Below are 12,155 nucleotides of genomic sequence, written 5' to 3'. Positions count from 1 at the left end.
TAATCCCCTATCTTGCGATGGATATTGAACAAATTGTTGAATCTATCAAGCAAATTGTTGATTCCAAAAGTGGAAAATACTTGAAAGATATTCAAGTGGATATTTTGCGGGGCGCATTGAAACAAGAGGGATATATTAAAATTTCTCAGGCCACAAACAGAAGCCTAGAGAGTATTAAAAAAGAAGCCTCTTTACTCTGGCAATTATTGAGTCAAATTTTCGGGGAAAAAGTTACGAAATTTAATGTTAAAGAAGTGTTAATGCGATCGCTTTATTCCGTTTCCCCGGCAAAATATAATACCCGTGAAGATTGGGCGTATGCACCGGATGTATCTTATTTTTTAGGACGAGAAACTGATTTAAACACCCTGAAACAATGGGTGATCCAAGATCATTGTCGTCTGGTGGCGGTGGTGGGACTACCAGGGAAAGGAAAAACTAACCTTTCTGTGAAATTAGCAAAAGAAATTAAGGGAGAATTTCAGGGAATTATTTGGCGATCGCTTGTCAATGCACCTCCGATTCAGGAGATCATTAAAGACTGGATTCTATTTTTATCCCAGCCAGAAAAGGCTGATTTACCGGATAGTTTAGACAGACAAATTGCTCTATTAATTGCTTATTTAAAACAATACCGATACTTATTAATCTTAGATAATATTGAGACGATTATCGCCACAGAAACTCACATCGGAAAATATAAACCCGGTTATGAAGACTATCAACAATTATTAGAAAAAATTGCACAAGTTTCCCATCAAAGTTGTTTACTCTTAACCAGTCGGGTCAAAATTAGTCATTTAGAAAAATCCGTAGGTCAAAATCAGCCCGTGCGTTTTTTCATGTTGGGAGGGTTAACTATTGACCAAGGAAAGCAACTATTTAAAGAAAAAGGTGAATTTTTAGCCAGCGAAACTGAATGGGAAACCTTAATTAATTTTTATCAAGGAAATCCTTCAGCCTTAAAGTCAACTGCTTGTCATATTAAAAATATTTTTGCTGGGAATATTGGGGAATTTCTGAATACAGGAAACTTATTTTTTAAACATCTGAGAGAATTATTAGAGTGGCATTTTGAGTCTTCCTGTCCAGAAGAACGTCAGATTTTATTTTGGTTAGCAATTCACCGAGAACCCGTTTCTATCTTAGAATTAAAACCGAATTTGATTTCGGTGATTACTCAACACCATTTATCCGATTATTTAGAATCATTATACCTCAAAATGTTGCTAAAAAGAATAGAAAATCAATACTATTTTACCCTGCAACCATTGTTAATGGAATATGTCACCCAAAAATTGATTATTACCGTCACTCAAGAATTAATCGCTGGAGAATTTAATCTTTTTAAGAGCCATGGGTTAATGGTAGCTACGACTAAGGACGATATCAGAAATAGCCAAATCATAAAAATCATTAATCCGATTATAGACTCTTTGTTAGAACAATTTAAAACTCAACAAAATTTAGAAATCCATTTAAAATCTATTCTCTTACAAACTCAAGAAAAATATCCCCTCGCTTCCGGTTATATTAGGGAAAATTTGATTAATCTGTTGCGCCATTTACCGACTAATCTCAAAAGTTATAATTTCTCTGATTTTACCCTTGGGCAAGCTAACCTACAAGGGGTTAATCTTCAAAACGTTAATTTTTCTAACTGTTATTTAGGAAGTTTTGGTTTTTGTGCTATTTGACCCGAGTTAGAGGCTTTAAATATTCCCCAAGTCGTCTTTCCTCTGGTGGGCTAAAGCCACCCAAGCTCCCAAACTTCCATCCCGAATTTGTGAATGGTATGATTTGTGGTTAGTCCCATGTTAAAATTAAATTCAATACCGATAATTCCGACCGAATTACAGGGGTTAGAAAAAAAGCGAGTTTAACTGGCGGGTTGGCTGTAACCAAAACCCTTAACTCGTAGAGTTTTTTATTGAAATAGGTATCCCACGCACATGACTTTATCCACAACACCTCCCAAGGTCAGTAAACCCTCAAAAGTAGAAGGGCTCAAAGAACGCAGCAATAGCTTGCGAGAACCCCTCGCCACAGAACTTTTAAATGATTTGAACTACTTCTCTGAAGATGCGATTCAAATTCTCAAGTTCCATGGTTCCTACCAACAGGATAACCGAGATAATCGAGTCAAAGGGCAGGAAAAAGACTATGGAATGATGCTGCGAACCCGCAGTCCTGGGGGTTTTATTCCGCCTCAATTGTATTTAACAATTGATCAATTATCCGATGAATATGGCAACCATACCATTCGGGCGACCACTCGTCAAGGGTTCCAATTACACGGGATTTTAAAGAAAAATCTTAAAACGGTTTTGGCTTCTATTGTTAATAGTATGGGCTCAACTTTAGGAGCTTGTGGAGATATTAACCGCAACGTCATGGCACCGACCGCACCTTATAAAAATCGGCACGATTATCAATATGCCCGGACTTATGCTAATAATATTGCCGATCTATTAACTCCCCAAACCGGAGCCTATTATGAAATTTGGTTAGATGGGGAAAAAGTAATTACCGCCGAAGAACATCCCGAGGTCAAAGCCGCCCGCATTCGGAATACGAATGGCACGAATTATCCCGACTCCGAGGAGCCGATCTATGGCACTTATTATCTGCCCCGGAAGTTTAAATGTGCGGTCACAGTTCCGGGGGATAATTCTATTGATATCTATACCCAAGATTTGGGTTTAGTGGTAATTACAAATGCGGCGGGAGAGTTAGAAGGATTTAATATTTTAGCCGGGGGAGGCTTAGGACGCGCCCATAATAAGGAAGAAACCTTTGCTCGGGTCGCCGATGAAATTGGCTATGTGGATAAAGCAGATATTTATGATGCGGTGAAAGCCATTGTTGCGACTCAACGGGATTATGGCGATCGCACTAACCGACGTCACGCCCGACTTAAATATTTAATTAATGATTGGGGCGTGGATAAATTTCGCCAAAAAGCCGAAGAATATTTCGGCAAAGCCTTTAAACCGTTTAAATCTTTACCTCCTTGGAAATATCAAGATTATTTAGGATGGCATGAACAGGGAGACGGTCAATTTTTCCTAGGAATTTCGATTGAAAATGGTCGGATTAAAGACGAAGGAAACTTCCGCCTCAAAACCGTTTTACGCAAAATTGTAGAACAGTTTGAAATTCCGATCTTAGTCACCGGAAACCAAAATGTGATTCTGTATGAAATTTCCCCAGAAGTTCAACCCAAAATCCAAACCCTGCTCAAAGAACACGGGATCAAAACTGAAACCGAAATTGATCCCCTAGAACGCTATGCCATGGCTTGTCCGGCGTTCCCGACCTGTGGATTAGCGATCGCAGAATCAGAACGGGTCATCCCTAGTGTATTGGGACGGATTCGGGTATTGTTGGACAATGTGGGTTTGCAACCTGAGCATTTTGTCATTCGGATGACCGGATGCCCCAATGGTTGCGCCAGACCCTACATGGCGGAGTTAGGCTTTGTTGGCAGTGCCCCTGATGCCTACCAGATTTGGCTAGGGGGTTCTCCGAATCAGACACGATTAGCTCAAGCTTTTGTTGATCGCTTATCGATTCACGATCTTGAAACTTTTCTGACCCCGATTTTAGTTTATTTTAAACAGGATCGGAAAGCTGGAGAGAGTTTTGGCGATTTTTGCCATCGTGTCGGCTTTGACGAGCTTCGCAAGTTTATAACCTCTTACTCAACGACTGCCTCAATGAATATTGAAACTCAAGAAGCACCCGTTTTTACAGGTAGCCAGACCCTACCAGAGATGATTGATGCTGATGCTGATGCCCCGGTTGATCCGAGCAAAATTCGGCATCGGGTCAGTGTACGCGATTCTGTTTATAATCAGTTGAAAGCTGAATCTAAACGTTTGGGAAAACCCGTGGTTGAGTTAGCCACCCAAGCGATTGAAGAATATTTGGAAAAACTGAAAGTAGAATAGTCAGGTTGAACTGAGGGGGTTTTAGGTTAGAGTATCTAACCAAGAATTTAATCGGTTTTATTCATGGTTCAACTTCAAAGGATTGCGATCGCCCCGGAACAACTTCAAAATGAACACCTATCTTTAACGGCTGAACAACAGCATTATTTAGGTCGGGTGTTACGGTTGAAACAGGGCGATCGCTTTATTATTATTCAGGGTCAATGGTGGATGGCAGAATTATTAGTCTCTTTACCTGCACCCTCTCCCCAGGCTAAATTAATTGAAAAGGTCTCGATCCAAACCGAATTACCGATTGAAGTTATATTAATAGTTGCCCTGCCAAAAGCCGATGGATTTGAGGAAATTCTGCGTTGTTGTACGGAGTTAGGGGTGACTCAATTTATCCCGGTAATTAGTAAAAGAACGGTATTAAAACCCAGTCCCCAAAAAGTAGAACGGTGGCGAAAAATTGCTAGAGAAGCCGCCGAACAATCAGAACGCCTGATTATTCCTAATATTTTTGATCCGGTTTCATTTCAATTGGGATTAGAAAAAAACGATCATTCTTGTTATCAATATATTTGTGAAGGTCGGGGAAATTATCCTTCTTTAATCCAGGAATTAATTCCCCTAGAAGCAGAAAAAAGACTCAATAAAATTATCCTAGCAACGGGGCCTGAAGGGGGGTGGACGGAGGAGGAAATTAAACAGGCGATTGCGATCGGATTTCAACCTATTTCCCTGGGAAAACGCATATTAAGAGCCGTTACCGCCCCGATTGTCGCCGTATCCCAAGTTGTCGGAATCATTGAAGGGAATGGGGAATAGGGAATGGGGAATGGGGAATGGGGAATGGGGAATGGGGAATAGGGAATGGGGAATAGGGAATGGGGAATGGGGAATGGGGAATGGGGAATGGGGAATGGGGAATCCAAATAATCGTAGGGGCGAGGCGCGCCTCGCCCCTACACACCTTTTGTACAATTAAATTAGACTTGCTATAGTAAGTCCAATTAATTTAAATTTGCTATAAATCCCTAATCTCTTTGATTCAAAGAATGATAACTTTCGTCTGAATCTTCATCTTCTAACTCAAAATTAGTATCCGAATAAAGTTCCAAGCGCTGAAGATTTCGTTCTCGTAACTGATGGGAACTTCTGCTATTTCCTGGCAGACGATTGGCTGATCGGCGTTGCAATTCAGAAGTAGAAGGTTTGCGAGTAAAGGTTTTCCAAGCCACTCGAATTCCGGTAAAAATACCACCCGTGGTAGATTGCAATTTTCTCGCTTGCAGTCTAGCACTATCTAACCCTTGATCGACTTGTTTAACCACTTGACTCGCACTTTGTACCCCCTCGCTAACATCCTCCGTCAATTCAGTAATTTCCAACCCGGTTAGCCGAATCGATTCCAAAGTTGGAGGAAATTCACGGGAGAGAGTATCCGCCAATTTTTCCACACTCCGAGCCGCCCTTGCAATAGCTTGCAAAGCAGGTAAAGCAGCAATCACAACAGCAGTAAGGCTGACTGCAACAAAAAATAGTGACAGTCCAAGCCAAAACAAAGGTTCAGTCACTTAATTTCCATTAACAACAAAATATTTTTGTCCGTCCCCATTAGTATAGCGATTTTCAGGAAAAATCCCCGATCCCTAGCGTTCCCCTGTGGTTTTTGAGGACTCAGGGAGAGGGTTTTGGGCTTCAGAATGATAAAGGGTTTGTTGTTGTTGACTCGCTTCTAATCCAGCCGAAACCGCCTCTTTGAGACGAATCAGGGTTTCATCCCAATTGCGTAGGGCTGACCCCGAAAGTCGATTAGCCTGTATCTGAACATTCGTGGATAGATCCTCCGCCAGTTCAGGTAAAGCCTCGGCTGATTTTTTAAGTAACTGTCTAGTTTCTTTTCCCGAACGAGGGGCTACCAGTAAACCGACTACCGTACCGACCACCGACCCCAAGACTAAACCCCCTAAAAACCGTCCTAACCGTTGATTTGACATATAAAAACCGCAATACCCATTCCATCCACGGACTCTATCCATTGTAAACAATTTTGTTCCTAGAGATTTGATTTTCTGGGTTTTCCTCCTTTTGGCCAGAACTTAACCGCTAAGGAAATGAGTCCCAGAGCTTGTTGAAGTTGTTGTAGTTTGACCTGAAATTGATGATAGTTTTGCCGGAGTTGATAACTGCCCCGTTGTCCAGAATTAATAAAATTTGGGGCTTTCTCCAGAACAAAACGGGTGCGTTGTTCCATCAGGATTAACCTTTTTTCCAAACGATTAATGGTTAATGTCAACATCCAGATTTTTCTCGCCAGAGATAAACACAGCAGAGAAATGAAAATATTAATGACAATAACGATAATCACCATTTTTCTAGGGATAACTGTTTAATATCCATCTGGCCCGATAGTGGTCTGATCACAGTTTGCATCGGATAAATTTGCCATTTTAGCTCGAAATAAATTGCATCCTGCTAATTGGGCATTTGTTAACTTGGCATTTTCCAAATTCGCATTACTCAAATCCGTATGTCTGAGGTCAGCTGACCTTAGATTAGCACCCGATAAATCCGCGCCTTGGAGATTACAATGGCTTAAATTAGCACCCCTCAAATCAGCATAGCCAAGGTTGCATCGAGACAGGGTACTTCCTTGTAAATTCGATTCGGATAAATCCACTTGATAAAGTTGCGTATCCCCCAGTTGAGCCTCCTGAATTTGGGTTTTCTGTAAATTAGCGTAGCTGAGGTTGGAATAGGGCATATAAATCCGGTTTAAATTACTACCCGCCAAGCCAATCTCCTCCAAGTTGGCTTCAAATAGATCGGACTCACTTAAATCAATGGCGCCAAAGTCCCGTTTACCCTCGCTGTATAAAGCGAGCAATTCCTTTGAACTAATCTTCTGCATTTCTTATATATTAAGCAACGAAACCAAAACCACCTCTAAGATTGAGGGAGTTGGAAAAACAGGGAAAATATTTTTGCCTAACCTCTGTTTACTTTAAAACCTAGTCAGAAATAGCCATGCTGTGTTAACAATTTTTTTTGTTTCTATCGTAGGTCGCAGGTCATGGCCGCAATAATTCAGCGATTCGGGGGAAGGGGGGTAAAATTGAAGCAGGGGAACAGATGTCTGAAAAATCGTACACTAGAAAATTGTGTACTCAAGCGATGGAGATAACGAAGGTTATTATGGCATCGTTGTATATTCCCTAAATATTCCGATAACCGTTAATGTGTTGACATTAATATTGCTGTGAGTGTAATGCAGTTAGAACAGTCCCAAAGTCAGTCAATTCCAATTATATTGGACAGTTTACCCGATCTACCGTTTGGTGAAAAAGGATGCCCACGTCGCGCCCGAGTAGAAATTGATTTAATGTTACTGGCGATTGAAGCCCTGTATCTGGGGGGAGCAGAATATATGCTGGTCGTGATCTCAGAACTGGATTTACAAACGGTTATCCCCAATCGGGTAGAATTGTGGCGACTCCGCAGTACCAATCCGTTACGCCGATTTAGCCAGCGTCGGGTGCTGAGTCTGTTGGAAGCCAAAGCCTTAGTCGTGATTATCTCTAACCTGGGAAGACGGTTAACGGCCAAAATTCGGCAGTTACTTATGGATTATGAGACCCTAACCCAAAAACAAATTCCCATTGAACGACATTTACAATTGTCTAACTACTTAACCCAATTTCGGGCGCATTTCCGCAGTCGGATGAATTCCCGGCGGGCGTTGGTGATGGCTTATAGTTCTGATGAAAAGTTAAATGAGCTAGGGATACGTTTATTAGAGAAACTTCTCTTTTGTACAGGGACGGCTGGAATGCAGCGATTTTGGATCAGTTTGTTTGATGGAGAAGTCTCATGACGATTGAACGTCAATATAGTTTACCGAACTGCAAACTAATTTTGCAGGGTTACAACACCGGAAGTGATGGTAAATCCGATGGACGGGCCAGTTTAAATGTTCTGATGAATGCAGAATGTCATTTTGTCGGTCATCCCCAGCCCATCACCGGAGGACGGGAGTTTTTTGAAAGTTTAGTCCGACAGGTGAGTCGCTATGTTCAAGGGTTCCTGAGTGGACTAAGCGCCCCGGAATCCTTCCGTCAGCAGTCGGAGCTAGTCGCATTACACCCCATTGCGGGAGAGCTACACCAGTTAACGGTTCATCAACCTCCCCAGGAACATTCCTCGGATGAATCCCCCTTAGCTCCGCCACCTGTGCAGGTCAATTTAACCACGGTACAATTATTTGATCTCATCGAAGCGGTGGATCAATTTTTGGCCGATAGCCAGACCTTGCCCGAACTGTCTATCCAGTTACAGCCCCTGTCTAAACGGTATCTCAAACCAGAACAGCCTATTGTTCAAAGGGCTGTCCCGGCAGCAATTGGGATATCGAGTCTAGCACTAACGGCCTTGGCTCTATTTGCGTTGCCGATTCCCGATATTAAACGACCCGAAGACCCGAAACTGCAACCGCAAACCCAAAGCTCAACGGTTCCTACACCAACCAATACTCCCCCCCAAGGGTCTTCCCCCCAAACAACCGTACCGCAACCTTTACCCCCTAATCTTTCCAGTCCTCCCCCGATTACCAATCCCCAAGAACTTCAGGATTTAAAAGCTCAATTAAGTGAAAAGTTGATCAAGGCCTGGATACCGACAGCATCGGTGAAAACTCCCTTAATCTATCGGGTGAGCGTGGCCAAAGATGGGGCAATAGTGGGTTATAAGTCTTTGAACCCGGAACCAGGAACGGAAACGAAACAAACACCCCTACCCGATTTATTGTATAAACCTGTAGGAAGTCGTCAAATCAATGAACCTTTGGCCATTTTTCAGGTAACGTTTAATCCTGATGGGAATTTAGAGGTGAGTAATTTACCGAGTAACACCGAGGCGAGTCCCCAAACTTCCCCCAAAACCCCCGCCTCCAATTAAGGAGACCAACTGATGACCCAATCTGCAAAACCCCGCCCCACCAAGCCCCAGCCCTCCCCTCGCCGATTTCGAGGCCTATTATTTCTGGGGGCGACGGTGTTTAACCTCCTACTTTTGGGGGTGGGTTCCTCCATCGCTTGGTTGGTGGGAATGGCTGTGGCTCAGGTCTATCCGAATTCGAGTTCTGAGGTGCCGTTAACCCAGCAGTTGCTCAATCGGGTTCAGAATTGGGGTTCCCAGGGAATAGTCCCTCCACCGATGGTTAGTCCTCCGGCTCCTCAACCGATTCCCGCACCCAGTCAACGGTTAACTGACCCCCAACGTCAACAACTGCGGATACAGTTACAGCAGTTACAGGGACAGTTGAATACCTTGATTGGACGGACGGCGGCGGTAGAAAGTCAATTGGGAGCCAGTCGTCCTACCGAACCCCTAGAGGAGCGTTTACAAATTCTGGAACAGCAATTGGCTTCTGCACCTCCGATTTCAGGTTCAGGAAATAATAAACAGGCTCCTGCGACTATTTCAGCCACGCCTGAACGTCGTCAAAGTTCTGATACCCTGGTGGTGACTTTTCCCAGTGATGTGTTGTTTGATGTGGGTAGTACCATTTTGCGTCCAGGGGCGAACGTGATTTTAGATACGATTCTTGCCGATATTAAAACCTATAAGGGTTCTGCTGTTAGGGTCATGGGTCATACGGACAATCAAGGCAGTCCTCAACAGAATTTAGATTTATCTTTTAGTCGGGCAGAAGCGGTGATGAAATATTTATCCGAGGCGATTGGTACAGACTATCACTGGGCGGCAATTGGATACGGGGCAAATCGTCCCACGGTTGATAATAATTCTGAAAATAATCGACAACTGAACCGTCGAATTGAAGTAGCAATTACGCCATAAATCAGTTATCAGTCATCAGTTATCAGTTATCAGTTGTAGGGGCGGGTTCATCGAGATTGAGGTGATTAACAACAGATATAAAAGAACCCGCCCGTACCAGTTATCAGTGTAAGAGTTAATTAATTGACGAATAAATCCCCCATAAATTCATTACCCATTCGTAATTCGTAATTCCCCATTCCCTTTTCCCTCAAATGAAAATAGTTTTTTTTGGTACGCCTGAATTTGCAGTTCCGAGTTTAGAAAAATTATTAGCCGACCCTGAATTTGAAGTTTTGGCGGTGGTGACTCAACCGGATAAACGCCGAGGTCGGGGCAGTCAATTAACCCCTTCTCCAGTTAAAATGTTGGCTCAGACCCATGAATTATCGGTTTGGCAACCCAAACGGGTGAAAAAAGATCAAAACACCTTAAAACTATTGCGAGAGGCTCAGGCGGATGTTTTTGTGGTCGTAGCCTATGGACAAATTTTGTCCCCAGAAATTCTGGAGATGCCTCGGTTGGGATGTGTGAATGGTCATGGCTCTATTCTCCCCAAATATCGCGGCGCGGCTCCGATTCAATGGTGTTTGTATCACGGGGAAACCGAAACGGGAATCACCTCCATGTTGATGGATGCGGGGATGGATACCGGGCCGATGTTATTAAAGGCGGTAACACCCATTGGACTATTAGAAAATGCCACGGATTTAGGACAACGGTTAGCCCAATTGGGGGCGGATTTATTAGTAGAAACCTTAATCAAATTAGACCGAGGAGAAATTCGGGCCATTCCTCAAGATAATTCCCTGGCGACCTATGCTCCCTTAATCAAAGATGACGATTATCGTTTAGACTGGAATCGATCGGCGATCGCTTTACATAACCAAATTCGCGGGTTTTATCCCAACTGTATAACATCATTTCAAGAAAAACCCTTAAAAGTTTGTGCTACGGTTCCTTTAGCACCGGAATATCTCCCTCAATTTCCCCCGGAATACCAGAATTTATCACAACAATGGCCGAATTTTCCCAACTTTCACCGACAACCGGGAGAGGTGGTCGCCCTGATTAAACGTTTTGGGATAGTAATACAAACAGGTGAGGGATTATTATTACTCACCCAAGTCCAATTGGCGGGTAAACGGATGCAGTCCGCTTGGGATTTTGTGAATGGAACCCGTCTGGCGGTGGGGGAAATTTTAGGTTAGAATCATCTTGGAAATAAAAATAATGGGAATTTAGGGTGCTATTGTCATAACAGAAAAGGATTAGTCCGACTTTTCGTACTGAATCAACGCCTTTTCTCGTTGTCCTTTGAGTATGATTAAAACAGAGCAGCAAAATTAACAACAACTACCCAGCAAATTATGGAGAGGGTTGGTCAAATTCCAGAAGAAAAATTTCAAATTATCCTAGCAGGAGATATTGTCTCTGTTCGCTTACCCGAACGCTTGAGTGTTTTAGAAGCAGTTTCTTTCAAAACGACTTGTCAGGATGTAATTTCCCTGACTCCTCCGCCCAAAAAAATCATTCTTGATTTTGGTCTGACTATATTTATTGATAGTAGTGGCATTGGGGCGCTGATTAGTAACCTGAAAACCACAAAAGCCAAAGGGATTGAGTTGGTTTTAAAATCCGTTGGTTCTCAGGTGATGGGGGTTTTTTCCCTCACTTCCCTTGACCAAGTATTAACCATTGAACCTCCGAGTGAAGACGATAAACTCAAGGATAAAATCAGAGGGGAAAATCGTCTCCCGGTGACTCATCCTTCTGTGCGGTCTTGGGTGAAGCGATTAATTGATATAACGGGTGCTATTGTTGGTTTAAGTATTTCATCGGTATTAGCGGTTCCAATTATTATTGCGATTCGTTTAGATAGTCCAGGGCCGATTTTTTTTGGTCAGGTGCGTTGCGGTTGGATGGGAAAACGATTTCGGATTTGGAAGTTCCGGTCTATGTGTACGAATGCGGAAGCCTTAAAAGATAAAATTCCGAATCAAGCAAAAGGAGCTATTTTTAAGAATGATAATGACCCTCGAATTACCAAAGTCGGTCGGTTTTTGCGGCGAACCAGTTTGGATGAACTCCCACAATTTTGGAATGTTTTAACTGGAGAAATGAGTCTGGTGGGAACTCGTCCACCGACACCCGATGAGGTAGAACGTTATGAAGTTCCTCAATGGCAACGCTTAGATGTTAAACCCGGGATGACCGGGGAATGGCAGGTTAATGGTCGTTCTCAGGTAAAAAATTTTGAGGATATTATTCGTTTAGATTTGAAGTATCAGGAAAATTGGAGTCTGATGTATGACATGAAGTTGATTGTCAAAACTATCATAGTTGTATTTAATAGAAATAGCGGTGCTATGTAGAGAATTG

Annotated in this window: 12 protein-coding genes; 8 read left to right on the top strand and 4 right to left on the bottom strand. The window is 42.7% G+C overall.

The genetic code is table 11. The annotated features are described in order from the left end of the window. Positions 1–17 precede the first annotated feature (17 nt). The 3 genes from AC2D3N_RS22410 to AC2D3N_RS22400 all read left to right on the top strand — a co-directional run bounded on the left by AC2D3N_RS22410 (position 18) and on the right by AC2D3N_RS22400 (position 4,763). A complete protein-coding gene (locus tag AC2D3N_RS22410) occupies positions 18–1,697 on the top strand; it encodes a helix-turn-helix domain-containing protein (protein ID WP_484692197.1) in 1,680 nt (559 codons plus the stop codon). Between the two features lie 255 nt (positions 1,698–1,952). Further along, positions 1,953–3,953: a sulfite reductase, ferredoxin dependent gene (sir, locus tag AC2D3N_RS22405; protein ID WP_079680444.1), complete on the top strand. Its 2,001-nt coding sequence runs from the start codon at positions 1,953–1,955 to the stop codon at positions 3,951–3,953. Between the two features lie 63 nt (positions 3,954–4,016). Next, a complete protein-coding gene (locus AC2D3N_RS22400) occupies positions 4,017–4,763 on the top strand; it encodes a 16S rRNA (uracil(1498)-N(3))-methyltransferase (protein ID WP_079680443.1) in 747 nt (248 codons plus the stop codon). A gap of 209 nt (positions 4,764–4,972) precedes the next feature. Here the strand turns inward: AC2D3N_RS22400 and AC2D3N_RS22395 are convergent, their stop codons facing one another. The 4 genes from AC2D3N_RS22395 to AC2D3N_RS22380 all read right to left on the bottom strand — a co-directional run bounded on the left by AC2D3N_RS22395 (position 4,973) and on the right by AC2D3N_RS22380 (position 6,849). Beyond that, positions 4,973–5,512, bottom strand: coding sequence for a DUF948 domain-containing protein (locus tag AC2D3N_RS22395; RefSeq protein WP_234996771.1), 540 nt, complete (start codon positions 5,510–5,512; stop codon positions 4,973–4,975). 75 nt (positions 5,513–5,587) lie between these two features. Then, a complete protein-coding gene (locus AC2D3N_RS22390) occupies positions 5,588–5,935 on the bottom strand; it encodes a YtxH domain-containing protein (RefSeq protein ID WP_079680442.1) in 348 nt (115 codons plus the stop codon). 59 nt (positions 5,936–5,994) lie between these two features. Further along, the gene (locus AC2D3N_RS22385; protein WP_079680441.1) at positions 5,995–6,309 is read right to left on the bottom strand and encodes a hypothetical protein; all 315 of its coding nucleotides are present in this window, start codon (positions 6,307–6,309) and stop codon (positions 5,995–5,997) included. An 18-nt stretch (positions 6,310–6,327) separates the two neighbouring features. After that, positions 6,328–6,849: a pentapeptide repeat-containing protein gene (locus AC2D3N_RS22380; protein WP_079680440.1), complete on the bottom strand. Its 522-nt coding sequence runs from the start codon at positions 6,847–6,849 to the stop codon at positions 6,328–6,330. Positions 6,850–7,206: 357 nt separating this feature from the next. Between AC2D3N_RS22380 and AC2D3N_RS22375 the strand changes: the two genes are divergently transcribed. The 5 genes from AC2D3N_RS22375 (at position 7,207) to AC2D3N_RS22355 (ending at position 12,148) form a co-directional block, all read left to right on the top strand. Further along, on the top strand, positions 7,207–7,812 hold the full coding sequence (locus AC2D3N_RS22375; protein ID WP_079680439.1) for a DUF3038 domain-containing protein: 606 nt from the start codon (positions 7,207–7,209) through the stop codon (positions 7,810–7,812). Continuing rightward, positions 7,809–8,891, top strand: a complete 1,083-nt coding sequence (locus AC2D3N_RS22370; protein ID WP_484692196.1) for a DUF4335 domain-containing protein — start codon at positions 7,809–7,811, stop codon at positions 8,889–8,891. The genes AC2D3N_RS22375 and AC2D3N_RS22370 overlap by 4 nt, the downstream gene beginning before the upstream one ends. A gap of 12 nt (positions 8,892–8,903) precedes the next feature. Beyond that, positions 8,904–9,794 (top strand): OmpA family protein, encoded by an 891-nt coding sequence (locus tag AC2D3N_RS22365; protein WP_484692195.1) that lies wholly within the window; start codon positions 8,904–8,906, stop codon positions 9,792–9,794. Positions 9,795–9,988: 194 nt separating this feature from the next. After that, positions 9,989–10,984: a methionyl-tRNA formyltransferase gene (gene fmt, locus AC2D3N_RS22360; protein WP_484692194.1), complete on the top strand. Its 996-nt coding sequence runs from the start codon at positions 9,989–9,991 to the stop codon at positions 10,982–10,984. A gap of 159 nt (positions 10,985–11,143) precedes the next feature. Beyond that, on the top strand, positions 11,144–12,148 hold the full coding sequence (locus AC2D3N_RS22355) for a sugar transferase (RefSeq protein WP_079680435.1): 1,005 nt from the start codon (positions 11,144–11,146) through the stop codon (positions 12,146–12,148). The last annotated feature ends 7 nt before the right edge of the window (positions 12,149–12,155 follow it).

It is taken from the genome of Planktothrix sp. PLAVEN19ND (assembly GCF_057220675.1).
Note: the sequence above shows the minus strand (reverse complement) of the source record. Positions and strands in the feature narration are given on the sequence as shown.